At 69.4% G+C, this 20,810-nt stretch carries 19 protein-coding genes, 1 tRNA gene and 1 pseudogene; 15 read left to right on the top strand and 6 right to left on the bottom strand.

Annotated features, from left to right (window positions below; translation table 11 throughout):
- Window positions 1-74 precede the first annotated feature (74 nt).
- On the top strand, window positions 75-1,400 hold the full coding sequence (locus ACRAS8_RS20835; RefSeq protein WP_438487503.1) for a L,D-transpeptidase: 1,326 nt from the start codon (window positions 75-77) through the stop codon (window positions 1,398-1,400).
- A 152-nt stretch (window positions 1,401-1,552) separates the two neighbouring features.
- Here the strand turns inward: ACRAS8_RS20835 and ACRAS8_RS20830 are convergent, their stop codons facing one another.
- Both ACRAS8_RS20830 and ACRAS8_RS20825 read right to left on the bottom strand, forming a co-directional pair.
- Window positions 1,553-2,515, bottom strand: a complete 963-nt coding sequence (locus tag ACRAS8_RS20830; RefSeq protein ID WP_438490554.1) for an NAD(P)-dependent oxidoreductase — start codon at window positions 2,513-2,515, stop codon at window positions 1,553-1,555.
- Window positions 2,516-2,877: 362 nt separating this feature from the next.
- Window positions 2,878-3,879, bottom strand: coding sequence for a sigma-70 family RNA polymerase sigma factor (locus tag ACRAS8_RS20825; protein WP_438487502.1), 1,002 nt, complete (start codon window positions 3,877-3,879; stop codon window positions 2,878-2,880).
- A 185-nt stretch (window positions 3,880-4,064) separates the two neighbouring features.
- On the opposite strand from ACRAS8_RS20825, the gene ACRAS8_RS20820 reads away from it, so the two are divergent.
- From ACRAS8_RS20820 to ACRAS8_RS20810, 3 genes are all read left to right on the top strand, one after another.
- Window positions 4,065-4,583 (top strand): GNAT family N-acetyltransferase, encoded by a 519-nt coding sequence (locus ACRAS8_RS20820; RefSeq protein ID WP_438487501.1) that lies wholly within the window; start codon window positions 4,065-4,067, stop codon window positions 4,581-4,583.
- A gap of 130 nt (window positions 4,584-4,713) precedes the next feature.
- The gene (locus tag ACRAS8_RS20815; RefSeq protein ID WP_438487500.1) at window positions 4,714-5,289 is read left to right on the top strand and encodes a hypothetical protein; all 576 of its coding nucleotides are present in this window, start codon (window positions 4,714-4,716) and stop codon (window positions 5,287-5,289) included.
- 162 nt (window positions 5,290-5,451) lie between these two features.
- On the top strand, window positions 5,452-5,970 hold the full coding sequence (locus ACRAS8_RS20810) for a PPOX class F420-dependent oxidoreductase (protein WP_438487499.1): 519 nt from the start codon (window positions 5,452-5,454) through the stop codon (window positions 5,968-5,970).
- 36 nt (window positions 5,971-6,006) lie between these two features.
- On the opposite strand, the gene ACRAS8_RS20805 is transcribed toward ACRAS8_RS20810, so the two are convergent.
- A complete protein-coding gene (locus ACRAS8_RS20805; protein WP_438490553.1) occupies window positions 6,007-6,495 on the bottom strand; it encodes a pyridoxamine 5'-phosphate oxidase family protein in 489 nt (162 codons plus the stop codon).
- 413 nt (window positions 6,496-6,908) lie between these two features.
- Here ACRAS8_RS20805 and ACRAS8_RS20800 point away from each other — a divergent pair, with 413 nt between their 5' ends.
- Together ACRAS8_RS20800 and ACRAS8_RS20795 are read left to right on the top strand one after the other, a co-directional pair.
- Complete coding sequence (locus ACRAS8_RS20800) at window positions 6,909-7,961, top strand: questin oxidase family protein (RefSeq protein ID WP_438487498.1); 1,053 nt, start codon at window positions 6,909-6,911, stop codon at window positions 7,959-7,961.
- Between the two features lie 368 nt (window positions 7,962-8,329).
- Window positions 8,330-8,830, top strand: coding sequence for a MarR family winged helix-turn-helix transcriptional regulator (locus tag ACRAS8_RS20795; protein WP_018538636.1), 501 nt, complete (start codon window positions 8,330-8,332; stop codon window positions 8,828-8,830).
- A gap of 122 nt (window positions 8,831-8,952) precedes the next feature.
- On the opposite strand, the gene ACRAS8_RS20790 is transcribed toward ACRAS8_RS20795, so the two are convergent.
- Together ACRAS8_RS20790 and ACRAS8_RS20785 are read right to left on the bottom strand one after the other, a co-directional pair.
- Window positions 8,953-10,476, bottom strand: a complete 1,524-nt coding sequence (locus tag ACRAS8_RS20790) for an MFS transporter (protein ID WP_438487497.1) — start codon at window positions 10,474-10,476, stop codon at window positions 8,953-8,955.
- Between the two features lie 157 nt (window positions 10,477-10,633).
- Window positions 10,634-11,308, bottom strand: a complete 675-nt coding sequence (locus tag ACRAS8_RS20785; protein ID WP_438487496.1) for a TetR/AcrR family transcriptional regulator — start codon at window positions 11,306-11,308, stop codon at window positions 10,634-10,636.
- A gap of 483 nt (window positions 11,309-11,791) precedes the next feature.
- Here ACRAS8_RS20785 and ACRAS8_RS20780 point away from each other — a divergent pair, with 483 nt between their 5' ends.
- Window positions 11,792-13,234: a M6 family metalloprotease domain-containing protein gene (locus ACRAS8_RS20780; protein ID WP_438487495.1), complete on the top strand. Its 1,443-nt coding sequence runs from the start codon at window positions 11,792-11,794 to the stop codon at window positions 13,232-13,234.
- Here the strand turns inward: ACRAS8_RS20780 and ACRAS8_RS20775 are convergent.
- Entirely contained in the window at window positions 13,185-13,835 is a 651-nt protein-coding gene (locus ACRAS8_RS20775) for a TetR family transcriptional regulator (RefSeq protein WP_438487494.1), read from the bottom strand. The genes ACRAS8_RS20780 and ACRAS8_RS20775 overlap by 50 nt on opposite strands.
- Before the next feature lie 219 nt (window positions 13,836-14,054).
- Here ACRAS8_RS20775 and ACRAS8_RS20770 point away from each other — a divergent pair, with 219 nt between their 5' ends.
- The 8 genes and pseudogenes from ACRAS8_RS20770 (at window position 14,055) to ACRAS8_RS20735 (ending at window position 20,584) form a co-directional block, all read left to right on the top strand.
- Window positions 14,055-14,219, top strand: coding sequence for a hypothetical protein (locus ACRAS8_RS20770; RefSeq protein ID WP_438487493.1), 165 nt, complete (start codon window positions 14,055-14,057; stop codon window positions 14,217-14,219).
- A complete protein-coding gene (locus tag ACRAS8_RS20765) occupies window positions 14,216-14,506 on the top strand; it encodes a hypothetical protein (protein WP_438487492.1) in 291 nt (96 codons plus the stop codon). The genes ACRAS8_RS20770 and ACRAS8_RS20765 overlap by 4 nt, the downstream gene beginning before the upstream one ends.
- A gap of 475 nt (window positions 14,507-14,981) precedes the next feature.
- Window positions 14,982-15,152, top strand: a complete 171-nt coding sequence (locus tag ACRAS8_RS20760; RefSeq protein WP_233658727.1) for a hypothetical protein — start codon at window positions 14,982-14,984, stop codon at window positions 15,150-15,152.
- A 232-nt stretch (window positions 15,153-15,384) separates the two neighbouring features.
- Window positions 15,385-16,035: a hypothetical protein gene (locus ACRAS8_RS20755; RefSeq protein ID WP_233658728.1), complete on the top strand. Its 651-nt coding sequence runs from the start codon at window positions 15,385-15,387 to the stop codon at window positions 16,033-16,035.
- 429 nt (window positions 16,036-16,464) lie between these two features.
- Entirely contained in the window at window positions 16,465-17,409 is a 945-nt protein-coding gene (locus ACRAS8_RS20750) for a tyrosine-type recombinase/integrase (protein ID WP_438487491.1), read from the top strand.
- Between the two features lie 10 nt (window positions 17,410-17,419).
- Window positions 17,420-19,099, top strand: a complete 1,680-nt coding sequence (locus ACRAS8_RS20745; protein ID WP_438487490.1) for a hypothetical protein — start codon at window positions 17,420-17,422, stop codon at window positions 19,097-19,099.
- A 304-nt stretch (window positions 19,100-19,403) separates the two neighbouring features.
- Window positions 19,404-19,479, top strand: a tRNA-Arg gene (locus ACRAS8_RS20740).
- Window positions 19,480-19,787: 308 nt separating this feature from the next.
- Window positions 19,788-20,584, top strand: a pseudogene (locus ACRAS8_RS20735) (class I SAM-dependent methyltransferase).
- The last annotated feature ends 226 nt before the right edge of the window (window positions 20,585-20,810 follow it).

Genomic DNA, 20,810 nt, shown 5'->3' with positions numbered 1-20,810 from the left:
CACAACATGGTCGCACCCGCAACCAAATCCACCCGTAGGTGCTGTTTACCAGCACGGAATCACAACACCCCTGTATGGAGCAGCTCGTGACATCGCTGGACAACCCCTCGCCCGCCCCGTCCCGCACCGCCCACCAGCAGCTTCAGACCGAGTCACGCGATTCCGCCGCACCCCGCCGCACCCGCCGTACCCGCCGCGCCCTGGCGCTCACCGCGCTGCTCGCCGCGGGTGCGCTGTCGCTGACGGCCTGCGGCGGCGACGCCGAGGCGGGCCAGGGCGACGGCAAGAACGGGCAGGCCGGGGCGGACGCCGCGGCCGCCAAGGACGCCTCCGACGCCAAGATCCAGGTCTCGTCGAAGGACGGCGCCACCAACGCCAGCATCAACGACACCGGAGTGAAGGTCACCGGCGGCAAGTTGACGAACGTCAAGCTCACCGCCGTCGACACCGGCAAGGACGTCGCCGGCGCCATATCGCCGGACGGCACCTCCTGGAAGCCCGGCGCACCGCTGGACCGCGGCGCCAAGTACAGGCTCGTGGCGAACGCCAAGGACGCCAAGGGCCGCCCGGCGACCGAGAACGCGACCTTCACCACGGTCTCCTCGAAGAACAGCTTCATCGGCTCGTTCACGCCCGACAACGGCCAGAAGGTCGGCGTCGGCATGCCGGTGTCGTTCAACTTCGACAAGCCGATCGCCAACCAGAAGGATGTCCGGTCCCACATCACGGTGACCTCCAGCAGCGGCCAGAAGGTCGTCGGCCACTGGTTCGGCAACCAGCGGCTGGACTTCCGGCCGGAGGACTACTGGAAGGCCGGCTCCAAGGTCACCATGAAGATCGACCTGGACGGGGTGAAGGGCGGCCCGGGCATCACCGGTGTGCAGTCCAAGACGGTGTCCTTCACCATCGGCCGCTCGCAGGTCTCCACGGTGGACATGAACACCCAGACCATGACCGTCAAGCAGGACGGGAACGTCATCAAGACCATCCCGATCTCCGGCGGCAGCCCCGACCACCCGACCTACAACGGCCAGATGGTGATCTCGGAGAAGTTCGAGCAGACCCGGATGGACGGCTCGACGGTCGGCTTCGGCGGCGAGTACGACATCAAGGACGTGCCGCACGCCATGCGGCTGTCGTCGTCCGGCACCTTCATACACGGCAACTACTGGGGCAACTCGTCGATCTTCGGCCGCACCGGCACCAGCCACGGCTGTGTGGGCCTGGAGGACAACAAGGGCGGCGGTGGCGACACCCCGGCCAAGTGGTTCTACACCAACTCGCTGATCGGCGACGTGGTCATCGTCAAGAACTCCAAGGACAAGACCGTCCAGCCCGACAACGGCCTCAACGGCTGGAACATGTCGTGGTCGGAGTGGACGGCGGGCAGCGACTCCTGACGGCCGGCAGCCGCTCCTGACGGCCGGCCGGCTGACGCATACGACGCATACGAGGCGGTGACCGCTCTCCCGGAAGGAGAAGCGGTCACCGCCTCTTGTGCGTCGCTTGTGCGTCAGGGGCGAGCCCGGGGGCTCGCCCTATCGGGACGGCGTCACGCCCGGCCCTCTCTGGGGTGGACCAGCTCCAGCACTCCCCCGACGCTCTCCGCACCGTGGCCGTCCGCCACCCGCCGCTTCATCAGCTCCCACAGCGGGCCGAACAGCTCCGTGCTGACGCCCTGCGCCCGGCTGACGTCACCGATGGCATCGTGCGAGACCTGCATGGCGAGGTTGGAGCCAGTGGCGCCGTAATCCCCGGAGTCCGCCTGCTCCGCCATCGCGGGCAGTTGGTTGTCGGCCATCGCCCGCAGCCACGGGACCAGGAGTTCCCGGGTGAATTCCGCGACGTTGCCGCCCGCCGAACGCACCAGGCCGGCCGCGTGCAGAAAACCGCCGAACATGCCGTACATTCCGCTCAGCAGCGCCAGGTCGTTGAGCGGCGCCAGGCCCGGGTCCGTCCCCAGATAGACGCTGCGGGCGAAGGCGTCCAGCACTTCGCGATGCGCCCGGAAAGCGTCCTCGGCGCCGCTGTAGAGCACAAATGCCTGCGGCTGCCCGATGATTTCCGGGACGGCCATGATGCCGCCGTCGAGATAGTCCGCGCCGAGCCCGGAAACCCGCTCCGCGAGCTCCCGTGCCTCGGCCGGCGAACCGTTGGTCACATTGACCACGACCCGGCCCTTGAGCGCCTCACCTGCACCGTCGTCGGCCAGCAGCGGGCCGACGGCGGCGTAGTCCAGAATGCAGACGATCACCACTTCGCCCGCGGCGATCGCCTCGGCCGGAGTGAGCGCGCGCCGGGCGCCCTTTTCCACCAGCGCGTCGGCCTTGCGCGCCGTACGGTTCCACACCGTCACCCGGTGACCGGCCGCGAGAAGCGCCGCCGCCAGGGCCGTACCCATGTCTCCCAGGCCCAGCACGGTGACGTTCTTCCGCGCCGCGTTTCCCACCGAGTGCTCCATCGAATTCCCCGCCGCCATAACGGAACTACGCTCCCGCCGCTTTCTCGTACTGATCTCTCGTACTGATCTCTTGCTGAGGTCTTGCTGACCTTTGCTCGTCTCTGGTCGAGCTCCTGGTGATCAGTCTTGGCGGGGGCGCAGTTCCGTACAAGTACCCACTAATTAGTGGGTGGTTACCTGTGAGTGGGTGGTTACCTCACGGTGGGTGCCCGCCCGGCGATCCGCGCCGCGTCGGTGAGCGCCGATATGTCCGCACGCACAAGAGCCCCGACGCCACCACGGCATCGGGGCTCGCCCCATCCACAACACATTCCGCCGACATCCCGCGCCGGCGCTGCACCGCCCCCTCAGGGCACTCCGACGCGCACGCGCGCGCTACGTCACGTCACGCCGCGCTCACGGCACGCCGCGGCGGCTCAGGCCGCCGCGTCGAATCCGGTGTCGCGCGCCATCCGCTTCAGCTCCAGCAGCGCATGCTTCTCGATCTGGCGGATCCGCTCACGGGTCAGGCCGTGCTGCTTGCCGACCTCCGTCAGCGTGCGCTCGCGGCCGTCCTCGATGCCGTAGCGCGCCTTGATGATCGACGCGGTGCGCTGGTCGAGGCGGTCGATCAGATCCTCCAGCTCCTCGCTGCGCAGCAGCGTGAGCACGGACTGCTCGGGGGACGCGGCGGAGGTGTCCTCCAGCAGGTCGCCGAACTGGGTGTCGCCGTCGTCGTCCACCGACATGTTGAGACTGACCGGGTCGCGGGCCCAGTCCAGGACGTCGGTGACGCGGGACGCCGTGGACCCCAGCTCGCCGGCCACCTCCTCGGGCTCCGGGTCGCGGCCGTTCTCGCGGTTGAACTCACGCTGGACCCGGCGGATCCGGCCGAGCTCCTCGACGAGGTGGACGGGGAGCCGGATCGTGCGCGACTGATCGGCGATGGAACGGGTGATGGCCTGGCGGATCCACCACGTCGCATACGTCGAGAACTTGAAGCCCTTGGCGTAGTCGAACTTCTCGACGGCACGCACCAGGCCAGCGTTGCCCTCCTGGATCAGATCCAGCAGGGGCAGGCCGGAGCGCGGATAACGGCGGGCCACGGCGACGACCAGGCGGAGGTTGGACCGGATGAAGACGTCCTTGGCCCGCTCGCCCTCGGCGGCGAGCGCCTCGAGCTCCGCGCGGCTCGCGCCCGCGGCCTCGGTGTCGGTGATCTCGCCGTCCAGGATCTGCTGGGCGTAGACCCCGGCCTCGATGGTCTGCGACAGCTCCACCTCCTTGGCGGCGTCCAGCAGTGGCGTGCGCGCGATCTCGTCGAGATACATGCCCACCAGGTCGCGGTCGGCGATGTCTCCGCCTGCTGCGCGAACGCTGTTGGCCTCGTCAGAGCCGGCGGTGCTGGCCTGACGACGGGCGACGGCACGGGTTGCCATGCGGATGCTCCCTTTGCGCTGAGTCGGTCGCGGGACAACGGAGCGGATCATCGGTCTGTGGACTGCCAGTGGCGACCGGCTGACCCGTCCGAAGGAAACAACGGCTGGAATCCGGACAGAATTCCCATGCCGCGCCCCTATTTTTCTGATCATGCAGTACCCTGCACCGCCACGAGGGAGGACAGATGCCGCCTGAGCAGGGGGACGTGCAGGTCAGAGCGGGTGCCGAGACGGACCTCACAGCCCTTACGGATCTTTACAATCACTACATTCGTGAGACGCCCATCACATTCGACACGGAGCCCTTCAGCCCCGAGCGACGTCGCCCGTGGTTGCTTTCCCACCCCAAAGACGGCCCGCACCGCCTTCTGGTTGCGCGGGACGGCGACGACCACCTGCTCGGGTATGCCACCAGCAGCCCGTTCCGTCCCAAGGGCGCGTATGCGACCTCCGTGGAGACGACGGTCTACTGCGCGCCGGACGCCGCCGGCCGGGGCGTCGGCACGCTGCTCTACGCGGCGCTCTTCGCAGCGCTGGCCGACGAGGACGTGCACCGCGCCTACGCCGGGATAGCCCAGCCCAACGTGGCCTCCGCCCGGCTCCACGCGCGCTTCGGCTTCCAGCACATCGGCACGTTCACGGAGGTGGGCCGGAAGTTCGGCCGCTACTGGGACGTCGCGTGGTACCAGAAGGACCTGCGGTAGCGCGGTAGCACCGCTGGCACTGACGTGAGGAGTCCGGGCAGGGTTCCGTCTGGGCAAGGGCTGATCCAGTTGACGCCGTCCACACCCGGGTGTCGCCTGGACAGGAAAGGGCGAACGAGAGGAGCCCGTCATGGACCCGCACGCGCACCGCGACCCGCGTACCGGCGGGGAGTGGCGGCCCGAGGCCCGGGCCGCCCGCTCGCACGGCACCGTCGAGCCGGAACACGGCGCAACACTCGTCGGCCCCGTGGAGCGCGCCGCCCCCGAGGCGACCGCCCGCCGCATGCGGCCCGCCCTGGTGCTCCCGATCATCGCGGCGCTCTGCTTCGGCTGCTACACGATCTGGATGGACCACACCAACGGCGCCAAGGGCGGCCAGGCCGCGCTCCTCGGACTGATCGCGGCCGTGGTCACCGGGGTGCTGGGGGTGACCCTGGTGCACTTCCAGGCGACGATGCTCACCGAGACCCGCGCCCTGGCGTACGGCGCGCTCTTCGGTGCGTCGATGGGCTGGCTCTACTCCCTCGGCGGCAGCACTCCCTCGGTGCTGAAGTCGACGGTCTGGGGACTGGTGATGTTCGGGGTGATGTTCATCGCCTCGCTCTACGTCTTCCGCACCCATCGCGACCGCGAGCCGCACGGCCTGCACCGCCCGCGCCGCGCCCACACGCCCCGACGCCCCCACGTCCCCCACGCCGCACACTGACGGCACACTGACGCTGAACCGACATGCCGCGCGCGACCGACATGCCGCGCGCGGCGCACGGAACCAACGTGCGCTGCGCCCGGCGCGCCGAACTCCGCGATCAACCCCCTTGCCCTCAATCCCCTTGCCCTCAATCGCACTTGAGGTCCTAGCCTCCCTCCCATGTCAACGACAAAGACACCGCCACCGCACCCTGACCGGACGCCGCCCGGCCCCGCGCACACACCGGAGACCGCCACCACGCCCTCCCCGGCCGCCGCCGGCCCGCTCTTCACCCCGAAGGAGCGCGCCTACCTCGCCGGCCAGCCACTGGCCCGCCTGGCGACGACCGGCCCGGACGGCGGGCCGCAGGTGCGCCCGGTCGGCTTCGTCCTCAACGACGACGACACCCTCGACATCGGCGGGCCGGCACTCAGCCGCAGCCAGAAGTACCGCAACGCGCAGGCCCGCCCCGACGTCTCGCTCGTCGTCGACGACATGGCCCCGGACGACGATCCGATCGCGCCCGGCTGGGGCCGCGGTGTAGAGATCCGCGGCCGCGCCGAACTGCTCACCCTCGACGCCCCGCCGACGGCACCGGAGTTCTTCAGTAACGAGGTGATCCGGATCCATCCGCGGCGCATCATCAGCTGGCACCTGGAACCGGACGACGGCCGCTCCCGCGGCCGCACGGTCGGCTGACCGAACGGGGTCGAAGTGGGAGGGCGGGACCTCCGACTACTCCAGGGCCTCCGGGTGCTTCGGTGCGGCCTCGTCCGACGTCCGTCGTATCGTCCGCAGGGGCCGGCCCGGCCGCCATATCTCCAGCTTGAGGAACGGCGGCTCGGTGGACGTCCGCACCACCTCCGTCAGCAGCGCCCGGTAGAGGTGGAACGGCTCCGGGGGCTTCACCGCCGCCGCATACCGCGCCTTCAGTCCGGGGTCGGTCACCTCGACCGCCCGGCCGGCGACCCGTACGTCGCCTTCGGCCAGATCCGTCCCGCCGCCGGGATTGGCGTGCAGTGCGAACCGTGGGTCCCGCCGCAGGTCCAGCGCCTTGCGCGAGCCGATCATCAGGCCCAGCCACAGCTCGCCGTGCCGGAAGTCCGCCTCCAGTCCGCTCAGCCGCGGGGCACCGTCCTTGCGCAGCGTGGCCAGGACGTGATGCCGATACGACCCGAACCGCCCCCGCACCGCCGCCGCGAACTCCGGCACCGCCGCCTCCACGACAGCCCACCCGGCCGCGCCGCTCCCGCGCCCGTCCGCATGCCCGTTCCCCCGCCCGTTCTCATACGTGCTCTCATGCGTGCCCTCCTGCCTGCTCGCCTGCCTGCTCTCAAGCTCGCTGTCGCTCGTCATGGCGACCAGGTTCCCGCCCATACCCGACACCTCCTGTCCGGTATTCCGACTCCGTGGTTCCGTCTCCGTGGTTCCGTCCAACCACCCTCCGAACCCCTCGACTTCAGCGTGCCACCCGCCACTGACAACGCCCGCGGCCACGCCCGTACGCCCGCATCCGGGCCCCCAACCACCCGCAATCGACCCCGGTCCGTAGGACCAACGCCGTAGTCCCACCGGCCCGTCGAGGATCGGCCCGCGGTCCGTTACCCGGCCCCCGAGCCCGTACCTAGCCTCGGGGCATGGATACGACGAGCGGCACCCTCGACGAAGCCCTGGAACGACTCCACACCACCGGCCCCGAGTTCAACGGATACCTCAGCAACCACGCCCCGATGGCCGTCGAGGCGCTGATCCGGCACGGCCAGGCAGCGGCCGTGCACCGCTGGCTCGACGACTACGCCGCCCGCCTGGAGGACGTACCGAGCCGCCAGACGACGATCACCGATGCCAACTGGCAGGAGGCGCTGGGCGATCCGCGCCGGGTCACCGACTGGACCGCGTACATGGCCCGCCAGGTGGCCGAACGCCCCTGGCGCGAGGTGCTCGTGGAGTGGTGGCCGCGATTGCTGCCCGGCATCGCGGGCGCCGCCACCCACCCGGTGATCCGGGTCGGCCACGCCGTGCGCACCCTCCTGGAGCAGGGCGAAGAGGAGCCGCGGGTCGCGGAGTTGGCGCACGCCCTCGGCTACTGGGCGGCGCGGCACGCCACCCTGCCGATGTCCGTACGACCCAGCGGCACCACCGCCCCCGCCGACGCGCTGGCCGCCCTCCCGCGCGTCCCCAACCAGCAGGCGACCGTCATCGACGGGCTGGCCCAGCTGCCCGGTACGGAGGGATGGCTGGCCGCGGCCGAGTCGCTGCGCGCGCCGCAGAACCCCGACGAGGCCCGCGAGCAGCTGACCGCGCTGGTACGGGCCGCCACCCACCACTATCTCGACTACGGTCACGGCCACGGGGTCCTGCTGGTCCACGCGGCCACCGCCCCGAACGCCGTCCTGCGCACCCTCCCGGCGCTCCCCCGCGAACTGTGGGCGCCGTCGCTCGGCGCCGCCTGGACGGCGAGCGCCGCCCTCGCCTCCGTCTACAGCCCCGAAACACCGCTGCCGGAGCTCACCACGGGTCCGCTCACGCCGGAGGAGGTCTTCGAACGGGCCGCCGCACACGGCGACGCGCATGCGATCAAGCTGACCGACACCGCCCTCGACGTGGCCTCCTGGACCGCAGACGGCGACGACCGCGCCCTGCGGTCCGCGCTCCGCTCCCTGGAGCTCATCACGCCGGGAGAGGACTGACCGGGCCGGCGGGCGGCGAACGGTCCGGGGGCGGCAGAACGGTCCGGCAGGCGGCAGACCGGCCGACCGGGAGCGGGGCCGGTGCGCCGTCCGGTGCGCTACCTGACCGAGAAATGGCGCCGACATTACCGACATAACGGCTTGGTGGCGGCACACTGGCGTTACCACCGTTCCACCGTTCCGCGACGGCACCCGCCACCCCGCGCGGCGTCCCCTTTGCGCCCGCCCCGGGGCTGCCCCACCCCGACCGGAGGGCAGCCCCTCCGTTCCCCTTCGTTCTCCGTTCGTCTTCGTTCTCCGTTCGTCCCCCACCGGACCCTCATTGTTAAATATTCAATAACTCTCGAAGCGGTGAGAGAGTGGATGGCATGAGCAACGAACCCGCGACGACCGAGCCGCGCTGGCTCGATGACGAGGAGCAGCACGCCTGGCAGGCGTACCTCCACGCCACCACGCTCCTGGAGGACCACCTCGACCGCCAGCTACAGCGCGACGCCGGGATGCCGCACGTTTACTACGGCCTGCTCGTCCAGCTCTCCCGCGCACCGCGGCGCCGGATGCGGATGACCGAGCTGGCCCAGAACGCCAAGATCACCCGGTCCCGCCTCTCGCACGCCGTCGCCCGTCTGGAGAAGAACGGCTGGGTCCGGCGCGAGAACTGCCCGTCCGACAAGCGGGGCCAGAACGCCTACCTCACGGACGAGGGGCTGCGGGTCCTGGAGAAGGCCGCGCCCGGACACGTCAACGCGGTCCGGGCCGCGATCTTCGACCGCCTCACCCCGGAGCAGATCGGCCAACTCGACGAGATCTGCTGTGTGATCGCCGACGGCCTCCAACCGCAGGGCGCCGACCTCCCCTGGCTCCGCTGACGCTCAGCGGAGCGAAGGAAGGCCGACGCCCGGGGCGCACCGGGGCCCACAGGGGCGCACCGGAGCACGGTGGCCGCCCCGGTGGCCGCCCGCCCGTACGGCCACCGGTTCCGACTCCGGCCTCAGTGCACCATCACCGGAATCTGTGCGCCGTTCTCGGCGTCGGCGGTCGCGCCACCGTCCGACGAGGCCGCCGGCGAACCGGCGCCCGGCCGCCCGGTGTTGACGAGCGTGAAGGCGATCACCGCCGCCAGGGCCAGGATGCCCACCGCCCACCAGATGGCGGAGGTGTAGCCGTGCACCATCGACTGGAGCTTGAGCAGGTCCACCGAGCGCGCACCGGCCGCGTGCGCGGTGGCGTAGGCGGTGGTGGCACTGGCCGCGATGGTGTTCAGCAGGGCGGTGCCGATCGCGCCGCCGACCTGCTGCGAGGTGTTGACCATGGCGGAGGCGACGCCCGCGTCGCGCGGCTGGACCCCGTGCGTGGCCAGCGACATGGCCGGCATGAACGCGGTACCCATCCCCAGGCCCATCAGGACGAAGCCGGGCAGGATCAGCGCCGGGTAGGACGTGTCCAGGTCGATCTGGGTCAGCACCACCATGCCGAGCGCGGCGAGCGCGAAGCCGGGCGCCATCAGCAGCCGGGGCCGGACACGGGTCATCAGCCGGGCGCCGATCTGCGTCGAGCCGGTGATCATGCCCGCGACCATCGGGAGGAAGGCCAGGCCGGTCGCCACCGGCGTGTAGCCCTTCACGATCTGGAGGTAGTAGGTCAGGAACAGGAAGAGGCCGAACATGCCGATCACGGCCAGGCCGAGGGAGGCGTAGACGCCGGCGCGGTTCCGCTCGGCGACCACCCGCAGCGGCAGCAGCGGCGACGCCACCTTCGACTCGACCAGGACGAACGCCAGGAGCAGCACGGCGGCCGCGGCGAACAGCCCCAGCGTCACCCCGGCCAGCCAGCCGTCGGACTCGGCCCGGGTGAAGGCGTAGACCAGCGAGACCAGGCCGAGCGACGCCAGGACGACGCCGGGGACGTCCAGCCGGGAGCGGTTGCGGCCCTCGGCGGGCTCGCGGATGACCAGTACGGCACCGGCCGCGGCGATCACGGCGATCGGGATGTTGACGAAGAACGTCCAGCGCCAGTCCAGGTACTCGGTCAGCACACCGCCGAGGAGCAGCCCGAGGGCGGCACCGCCACCGGCGATCGCACCGAAGATGCCGAACGCCTTGGCCCGCTCCCGAGCTTCCGTGAACGTCACCGCCAGCAGCGACAGCGCGGACGGCGCCAGCAGCGCGCCGAAGACGCCCTGCAGCGCCCGCGCGCCCAGCAGCATCATTTCGTTGGCCGCGGCCCCGCCGAGCGCGGAGGCCACCGCGAAGCCGACCAGGCCGATCAGGAAGGTCCGGCGCCGGCCCCAGAGGTCGGCGAGCCGACCGCCGAACAGCAGCAGTCCGCCGAAGGCCAGCGCATAGGCCGTGATGACCCACTGGCGGTTGGCGTCGCTGATGTCCAGGGCTTTCTGGGCGGACGGCAGCGCGATGTTCACGATCGTCGAGTCGAGGACGACCATCAGCTGCGCGAGGGCGATGAATATCAGCGCTTTCCAGCGCCTTGGATCGACGGACGGGGCGGTTTCAGACATGACGAGGTCCACCTAGTGGTGCGTAACGGAACGTGGCAGAGGTACGGGAAGAAGGAGGAAGATCTGGAATATCTGGAAGTTCTGGACGCGGCCGGCCCAGACGCCGTGAGCACTCCGTGGCGGCCCCGCCCCCCTCATCGGCCGCCGCGGCTCGTGGTCAGCGGCGCCTCAGGTCCTCCAACGTGACGGCGGTGCCGGGGAGTTCGGACCGGGCAGGGGCCTGCAGGCCGTCCAGGAACAGCTGCAGATGCCGGTGCACGAACTGGTCGAAGTCGGGACAGCCTCCCCCGGACTCCGCCCGGAGGGAGGACCCCCACCCCGGCAGCGGGCGGGTGAGCTGGGTGAGCGCGACCATCAGATCACCGACGGCGATGTCGGTGCGCAGCCGGCCGCTGTCGCGCGCGGCGCCCATGACGGCCAGCACGGCCGCGTCCAGGCGCTCGCGCGCTGCGAGCAGATCAGGGTGGGCCGGGTCGATGCCGTCGGAGAGCAGCGAGCACAGTGCCCCGATCCGCTCCTCCACCGCGTCGTGGACAAAGCGCCGCAGCGCTGTGAAGGCATCCGGCTCCTCGGCGAGGGCGCGCTCCGCACGGTCCGCAATACGGGACATGACGGAGAGCGTGACGTGATGGATCAACTCGTGGCGATCCGCGAAGTGACGATAAAGCGTCGCATTGCCGACGCCCGCGCGTCGAGCGATTTCATCGAACGACACCTCGGCGCCGAACTCGACCATCGTCTCCCGCGCGGCGGCGATGATCCGCTCCCGGTTGCGCACCGCGTCGGCCCGCAGCCGCGGCTGCTCACTCTTCACCCGCGCCACTCCGGTCACGTCGGCACACTCCCTTCGCCACTCATCACGTCACTCATCACGTCGCTCGTCGTGCCACTCATGGCGTCACTCGTCACGTCACTCATCGCGCCGCGCGTCACGTCGCTCATCGCGTCACACACCACACCCTCGGAACCGGGGAACGACTCCCCGCTTCACCCGACATCGAGCTAAACGGGGATCCACTCCCCGGATATTTCCCGGCCCGGATGTGAGGTGAGGCACACGGGCAACGCGACGCAACACGGCGCGACACAGCGGGGCCCGGCACGGTGCGACCCAGCGCAGCCCCGCTCAACGCGCCCCAGCCCGACCCGGCCCACCCCCGCCATCCCTCCGCACCACCCCACCCCTCCATTTGACGCACCCCCACGCGCGGGCGACCATCCCCCGCCGCAGGCTGAACACCATGAGGCAGAAGGCACCCGCCCGAACCGCCGGGGCCCGCCGAACCGCCGGGGCCCGCACGCTCAAGGCAGAGCCATGCGCACCCTGACGCACAAGATCTGCGCCGCCCTGGCCGCGACCGCCGCCTGCGCGGCCGCCGCCACCACCCTGGCGGCACCCCCCGATGCCACGGCCGCACCGCCCCCGCCCCCGGCACCCCTCACCCCCGTACCGCCGGCTCCCAGCGTCAAGCCTCTGCCGCCCCCCACCGGGACCGCCGGTGCCGCCGGTGCCGCGAAGCCCACCGTGGTCCGCCCCGGCGCCCCCCGTACACCCACCGGGACGTCCCCCAACGGCCCCTGCGCGCTCCACGGCATCACCGACGACGTCTCCGAAGCGGCCCCGACCCCCGCCGGCTTCGCGCACGGCTTCGGCACCGTGAGGGCCCTCACCCTCTTCGTGGACTTCCCGGACGCCCCCGCCGGCCTCTCCCCCATGGCCCGCTTCGCCGAGTTCTTCCCGGCCGTGACGGACTACTTCCGCACCAGCTCGTACGGCAGGCTGACGTACGTCCCCAAGCCCCTCTTCCGCTGGATCCGCATGGCGCACCCGCTGGCGGCGTACGGCATCACCCGCGACGCCAGCTTCGATCCGTCCTCGAAGCGCGGCTACCACGCGCTCTCCCAGGAGCTGGTGCACGCCGTGGACCCGTTCGTGGACTTCCGGGACTACGACGTCGTCAACGTCATCACGGCCCCCAACGCGGGGCCGGCGGCCACCGACTCGGTCCTGTCGGTCACCTTCAGCGGCTCCGACCTGGGGCTGAAGACCACCCGTGGGGCGCCGTTCCGGAACGTCTCGTTCATCTGGAGCCGGCAGACGGGCCTGAGCGCCTTCCGGGTCCTCAACCACGAGAACGCGCACTCCTTCGGCCTGCCCGACCTCTACTACACGGACGAGCGGAGCGGCTCCACCCCGGTGGGCCATTGGGACCCGATGGACGAGGACTGGGGCCCTACCAACGACTTCATGGGCTGGCACAAGTGGAAGATGGGCTGGCTCAACCCCGGCCAGGTGCACTGCGCACCGGCTGGCGGGGCGCCCTCCGAGCACGTCCTCACACCGATCTCCACCCCCGGCGGCACCAAGATCGTCGTGATTCCGACCGGTCCGCACAGCGCGTACGTCGTCGAGGCCCGGGCCAGTGGCCTGCTGGACCCGGTCGTCTGCCGCCCCGGCATCCTCGTCTACCGCGTGGCCACCGACGTCCCCTCGGGACGCGCCCCGATCCGCGTCGTCGACGGCACCCCGCACAGCGAGGGCTGTTACACCGACGACCGCTATGTGGACGCGGACCTGACCGACGCCACCTTCCGGCCCGGCGAGACCTTCACCGACCGGATCAGCGGCGTCAGCATCACCGTCCTCACCGAGAACACCGACGGCACCTACCGCATCCGCACCACCCCGGCCCGCGCCCCGCTGCCCTTCAGCCTCCCTCACCTCCCTCCTCCCCCCAATGCCGGCGGCCGATACTGATCAGCCGCAGCTGCCGCCGGGCGCGCCACACCACCCGCCGGGCCGCCTCCTCGCCCCCTTCCTCCCGGGCGTCGAGCAGCTCCCCCGCGGTGGTCACCAGCCGGTCGACGTACAGCTCGGCCAGCATCCGCACGTCGTCGTCCCGCCAACCGTCCGACAGCGGCTGGGACTTGAGCGCCGCGGCGACCTCCTCGACGAACCGGTCCAACTCCCCGGCGATGGCGTGCCGCACGGCCCGCACCCCGCCGCGCCGCTCCCGCGCCACGAACCGCACATGCGCGGGGTGCTCCCGCACATGCCGCTCGACGACCGCGACCGTCCGGTCTATCCGCTCCTCCGCCGCGTCCTGTTCGGCCAGGATCGCGCGCACCATCGCGTGCAGGCTGCCCAGCGCCTCCTCGACGAGCGCGACGCCCAGTTCCCCCAGATCCCGGAAGTGCCGGTAGAACGCGGTCGGGGCGATGCCCACCACCCGGGTCACCTCGCGCAGCCCGAGACTGCTCAGACTCTGCTCCTCCAGCAGCCCGAGCGCCGCATCCAGCAGCGCCTGACGGGTTTTCTGCTTCTGCGCCTGACGGACTCCGCCCACACTGTGACTCATGTCATCCAGTAAACAACCGTTCTCCGAACCAATCCATCCACCCACGGTCGTACACTGAACAAGTCAGTGAACAACTGTCCTCTCAAACTCCCTCACACCTCCCTCCTCTCCCACACTTCTCCCGGCCGCGCTCCGCCAACGCCCCTCACCGGGCCCTCACCGAGCCCCTACCGGGCCCGCCCCGGAACCGGCCCCGCAACCGCCCCGGAAAGGCAGACCATGCTCTTCCTCGTCGCAGCCCTCCTCCTGATGGGGATCGCGCTGGGCACCGCGGCGCACCTCCCCGTCCCGGTCACCCTCGTCGCGGCCGCCGTCATCGCCGCCTGGCTGCTCGTCTTCTACCTGCGCGAACGCCGCCACCACACCGAGGGGACCACCCGATGACCACGCTCACCACCAGCCCGGCAACCACGGCGCGCACGGCGAAGCCCGCCCCCCGCCCCCAGGCCGACGGCATGGCCATCGCCTCCTTCGTCCTGGGCCTGGTCGGCACCCTGGTCCTCAACATCGTCCTGGGCCCCTGCGCCCTGGTCCTCGGCACCCTCGCCCTCACCCGCGGCACCACCCGCCGCGGCCGCGCCCTCCTGGGCCTCACCCTCGGCGCCGCCGACCTGCTCCTCCTCGCCGCCCTCACCACCGCCGACGGCACCCTCAGCTGGCACATCGGCTGACCACCCCGGCACCCCTCCCCACCCCAACACCCACCCGCCCGCCCACCACCATCCGCTACGCTTATCGCCGGATCGGCTCACCCCGATCCCCGCCTCCGGGGACTGGTTGGGAATTCGGCTCCCGCAGGCCAACTGGGGGCGCTTCCCGCTTCAGGGAACGCAGTTGACGCAGTTTCGGAACGCGTGCCCGTCGTGTCGACGCCCTTGTTGCTCGTCCGTCGGCTCATTTCGTTGACGCATGGCGGTGATCTTGGGAAAGCCTCAGAGGGAGTCGCCTTTCGCGATGGCCCTGCGACTCAAGGAGGCGCAGTCCACCCCTGGCGGAAGGGCCGTTGCTGGGCAATCTTCCTTCGCCAGCATGAAGCTACCCGCAGGGGCGCCGGCCTCACTGAAGGCGGCTGTCTGCCTCGCACGGCTACTCAGGAGCAAGATCTCTTCAGGCGTCGCTAGTCACGGGGACTGCCCCGCTCCGGCAGTGGCAGCCGAGCAACGGATCGCCAGCATGCTAGAGATCGGCTCCAGCACGCTACGCAAGACCATCAGCGGTGCACGGTGGCCATGCTTCGAGGAATTCGTGCGGATTATCGAAGTCTTCCCCGAAGCGGCCAACTGCCTTCCGGTGCCTGCGGACCGCAAGGCTTCGTGAAGCAGTTCGAGACTAGAAAAAGGTTGGCAAGCCATATTTGCCAACGTACGTGACCTGCAAAATCCCATTCGGGGCGCTCTATATAGAGCGCCAGTCAAGCGGATTCTGAGATATCGGCATTTCAGTCTCCATTCCCTGGGCACACTGATTTCGTTCAGCGTGACCAGGGAGGCATGGAGTGGAGAGCGAAACGCCAATCGCGTCCGTCGTGCGGAACAGGATGGCTCGGCGCGTGGGTGACGCGCAGGCATCCGTAGTCGAAGCCGCCCAGAGCGTTGTGATGCTGGCAGCCGTCGGCGACGATGCCTTCGACCGCGAGGCCCTGAAGCGACTACGAGCGGCCGCCGATCTGCTCGTCAGCCTGCTGCTGATGGCCGACCCGGGTGCGAAGCCGGCGACCGTCGACTGGGAGCTGTTTCTCTCCCGGCTGGGCCACAAGGAGCCGCGTCCGGCTGACGCGCCCTCCAGCGCGGGTGACCTGCGAGCCGCCATCCGCGAGTTCCTGCAGGCCAGCACGCACAAGTACTTCACCCCCCAACTCGTCTTCGAAGCGCTGCGCGACGCCGCCGACTTCGACCACACCGGCTACCCGGACTTCCGCAAGGCCGTGCAGAACGCCATCAGCGCGATGGCGAAGTCGAACAATCCGACGAAGCTGCGGAAGGTGAGCCGCGGGAACTACATCGTGCCAGGCCGCGAAGACATGCCGCACCCGGACGATGATCTATTCGGCGTCACACTCGACGCCCCCGAAAGCTCCGGCGGTCACAAAGCCGCCGGTCCCGGCGGTCCCGCATCCGGCGGGCCGCCTCCCACCATGGAGGATGCCGATGACCGGGTCACCCGACCCCCCTTCGGAGCGAATCGAACAGCCGCCGCCTGAGCATGTGAACGGCCGCCCGTGTGCCATGAGGAGTGAGAGTCCTCGCAGCCGGGCGGCCGTTCCGAACGAAGAGCCATCAAGCGCCTCATTCACTCCCCACATTACCCCGGAAGGTTGCTCGTATAGCAGAATCCTGGAAACTATTGCCGATCTCCGCGAAGTGACCGCGTGGCTTTTCCTCACAGCCAAGGTGATTCGTGAAGCTATCGCCTGGATCTCCGGGCGACCTCCGTGGGAGGTATAGAAACGTGCGGTGTCGGCGGGGAGATCCCCGCCGACACCGGCGTTGATGCGCTCAAACACGTCTGGGGCACGCGTCAGCCGAACCGGCGATCCGAGGCACCGAAGTCTGCCCGCCAGACTCGCGCTGGGCAGCACATCCCTCGTGACACGAGGCATCGTGAAGGCATCCAGATCCCCGGGCAGCTCATGCTGCCGCTGCACAAGCGGTGGTGGCCCGCGATGAGCACGCGCGGAACCATCCGCGAGGCGGTCGACCTGGTTGCCCACACATGGCAGAAGGCGGTAGAAGCCGGGGCGATGTCGCCGCAGACAGAGGAGAGGTTCACAGCCCTCGTCAACCGCTTCGCCCGATTCTCCTCCGCTCACGGAGTGGAGGAACTGGCGAACGTGGACACGCAGTTGGCCGCGGCATTCATCGGCGCCCGCGGACGTTCCCGCCACGGGCAGGTGGCTGAGGCGGCCATTGCGACACAGCGGTTGCGCCGCTCAGTGCTGCGCTGCTTCTTCCGCACCGCACGCCACCTGCTGCTGGCGGACGCCGATCCGGTCATGGACGTCACGCTCCCGCCCCGCCCGGAGCGGCACATCCGCCCGCTGGAGGACGAAGAGGCTGATTTGGTACGGCACTTCGCGCAATTGACCGAGGCCGCGACCCGGCACGCAGCCACTTGCGCGCTCGCCCTTTGCGGGCTCGGCTCCGGCGAGATCAGCGACGTCCTATCCGCGCATGTCGATCTCGATCACGGATTCGTCGACGCGCCGGGCACTGCCCGCACACGGCCCCGACGCCTAACGCTGGATCCCTGGGCCAAGACAGTGTTGGCCCGCCGGATCTCGCTGCTGGCGCACCCTCATCTACCAATGGTCGGAACCGAGGGCGGAAGCCCCGCTCAGCGGCAGGCACGTGTCTGCACGACCCTGCGCGACGTCCTCATCCGTGCCGGTCTCGGCGATGACCCATCGCTCCGGCCCGCTTCCATCACCGCGCATCCGGCGCTGGCGGCTTTCCGCGCCACGGGAAGGATTGAAGACGCCGCGCGGGTACTGGGCATCGCCTCACTGGACCGGACAGCGGAGCTGATCGGCTACTGCTGGCAGGTGCCGGACACCGCATCGCCCCGGAATGCCTGAGAGCCAGGCCATGAAGGAAGTCGAACCCGTAGACGGGCTGGCAGGAGGCAGCAAGGGCGGGGTGACGATCCTCGACGTCGACCGTGTCACGGCGCTGGCCGCGAACTTGGACGTCTACCGCATGGCCGATGCTCTCCCCGCCCAGCGGGAAGGCAGCCCAGGCAGGCCGGCGGAGTTCCCCGACTATGTCTGGGTTCTCTTCGCCGGGCTGCTAGGGATCTTCGGCTCGGCCCGCAAGGCCGCAGCTGCGACGGCTTCCCCGCTCTACTGGAGCCTGATGCGCAAGGGAGTGGCTGCCTGTCTGGGACCGGCAGCCGCGCTTGCCCTGCCTGCCCACGGTCCTTCGCGGAACCAGTGGAACTGGCATTCCAGGCGCTTGCGCGACCACCTTCCCCAACTCCAGGAATCCTTCCGTGCGTTGGCGGCTAACCAGGCGGTTGAGACCGGGTATGCCGCCGACGACGGCACCCACCCGCTCACCACCCCTCCCAGAACCAGGTTCGCCGTCGGTGACGGGACCGTTCCCGCCTCTCCCATCCGCAGCCGCCGCGAACGCAAGAAGAAGACCAAGAAGCAGGGAAAAAGAAAGAGGCCGGCAGCCCCGAAGGCCAAGCTTCGACGCCGGGATCCGGGCTCGGGGTGGCACCACGAGGGCGGGGACGACGAGGGCGGACATCCGGTGTTCGGTCCGAAGTTTGTCCACGTCTCCGTCCGCGGCGACCACCCGCACTCCCGCATCATCCTGGACGTCCGCTACCAGAAGCCTGGCGGCGGCTACGGCGGCGAGGCCGCCATCGCAGTGGCCATGGTCCTCGACGCCGCCCAACGTCTGCCAGGCCTGGCGGGGGTGTGCTGGGATGGGGCACTGCGAGGCAAACACCGGGATGTGTTGATGAAAGCCGGGCTGCTGGTGGTCTCCCCGCAGCACGACGGCATCGAACCCCGCCGCCTGGACCCACATACCTCTTGCCGCTGCGGAGCCCGGCACGACCTCTGGTCGGAGAACGGAGCCGTTCACGAAGCCGAGGTCCTGGACACCGGCGAGCTCCATCGCACCTGCTGCCCGATCCTGCGGCCCGAACGTCGCGGCCGACCGGGACGCACCCGCTGGTATCACTTGCTGCGGCTGCCCTGCGGCAACGAATACCGTCTTCGCGTGGACAGCACCGTCGAGGACACCCGACGTGGCTTCAATCGGGCTGAGCACCTTCGTCAGCACCCACCTGACACCGACGGATACCGGCACTGCTACCGATGGAGACCAGATGCCGAAAGCATCAACGCCCAGCTCGACGCCACCTTATGGAACCGCCGGATGATCGCATACGGCTCCAGGCAGCAGACACTGGTCATGCTTGGCTTCGCCCTCGCCCAGAACAGCCTCACCCGCTACCTCCACCCCTGGCCAACCAACCGACCTGAACCGGGCAACTGCGGCATGATCCCCGGGACGGGTCTCTCCGGCCCGCGTGGACCACTGCCAGGAGGCCCTAATGCCCAGCCTGATGCCGCCGTACAAGATTGCCCGGCAGGAGCACCTCGGCAAGCAGCTGAACCTACTACAGAGTCGCGGAAAGCTGACCTGGCGCGGAGAGTTCATCGTCCCCCCGGGGCGCACCACAACCACTGCGGTGTGGTGGATCACGAAGGACGGCAAGGGCGAACGCCGTCACGAAACAAGGCAAGCTGAACAGCTGGTGCAGCGGCTCTGCGATGCCACAGGCATCATCTGGGAGCCAGTACCCCACCCCGGCGGCGAAACCCAGCTCAAGGAGACTCTGGCACGCATCACGCTGCAAGAGCGAACAGAGGGGCATCACGGTGCGTAATCACATTGGGCTTCCGACGACGTCTCGTGCTACCTCCGCGACGAGCACCCCGGTGACCCAGTAGGCTTACCCCGGCCGCTCCACCAGCGGCCAACAGGGACTAGGCCGAGCGTGTGGTCCGCTGATCACGGCGGAATTCTCAACCACAATCTCAACCAGTCCCCCGCCTCCGTAGCTCAGGGGATAGAGCACCGCTCTCCTAAAGCGGGTGTCGCAGGTTCGAATCCTGCCGGGGGCACCATGCGCCGCGTGGGCGACGAGCACGATGAAGGCCCAGGTAGGCCGGTGGAGAACCGGATGCCTGGGCCTTGATCGTTCTCAGGCCGGAGGCACACCGCCGAAGCCGTCGTACCAGATCAGTTGATCTTGCCGCTGTGGTGCGACTGCCCATCCCCCATAGGGTTCTTCACCGTCTTCGACTTCTTGATCAGCCGGTCGGCGTGATCCGAGATCTCCTGATCCCGCTCGCCGACGAGGTGTACTGGTGCACTCGGGTATTGGATCTGCCGGAATGCCTCCCTCAAGAGCGGTTGTCGTTAGCCTTCGGGCATGGGTGCGGGTGATCAGGAGAGGTTGCGCGAGACCTTCACCGAGGACACTGAGCTGTATGACCGGGTGCGGCCTGGATATCCGCCCGAGCTGTTCGAGGACTTGGCTGAGCTGCCTGGGATCAGGCCGGGCTGCCGGATCTTGGAGATCGGTTGTGGCACGGGGCAGGTCACGTTGCCACTGGCAGAACGGGGCTGCCGGATCGTAGCGGTAGAGCTGAGAGCGGAGTTGGCTGCCGTGGCCCGCCGCAAGCTGGGGCACTTCCCGTCGGTAGAGGTAGCGACCTCCGCGTTCGAGGAATGGCCTCTTCCCAGTGAACCGTTCGAGTGGTGGTGCCGGCCACAGCGTTTCACTGGATCGATCCGGAGATCCGGGTGAGGAAGGCCGCCGACACGCTGCGCGTTGGCGGGGTTTTGGCCACGATCACTACAAGTCATGTAGCCGGCGGCAGTGAGGCGTTCTTCATTGAAGTGCAGGACTGCTGTGAACGGTTCGATTCATCGACGCCGCCGGGGCTGCGCCTTCCGGCTGCCGCCGACATTGTCTGGGACCTTGCAGAAGTAGAGCGTTCGGGCCGGTTCGGGCGGGTAGCCCTTCGCCGCTATGAGCGGGACCTGGTGCACTCGACTTCGCAGTATCTGAACGTGCTGGGCCCTTACTTCGGTCATCGGGCGCTGGTGCCGGCGGCACGAGCGGGTCTTTCCGACTGCATCGAGCGGCTGATCAAGGACCGTCACGGCGGCTGGGTCACCAAGCGCTATCTCAATGATCTGCGGGTCGCGCACCGCACCGTTTGATCTCAACGATCTTCAGCTGCGTAGGCGCCAGTCTCCGGCGGCGGGGCGCTGCCGCTTGACGGCGACGGTGATGTGGATGCGGAGGGCCGCGGACGATGCAGGTTTCCAGGTTAGCCGGGTCTGCGATCTGGCACTTCGGACACAATGGTCGCCCCCGGTCGTCCCGCGAGGCCGGGTCACGGCGGGTGCCGCAGCGTGCGCATTCCTCGACGCGTGACTTGGCGAT

Origin of the sequence: Streptomyces sp. S186 (assembly GCF_051603415.1) — a bacterium.
GTDB lineage: Bacteria > Actinomycetota > Actinomycetes > Streptomycetales > Streptomycetaceae > Streptomyces.
Note: the sequence above shows the minus strand (reverse complement) of the source record. Positions and strands in the feature narration are given on the sequence as shown.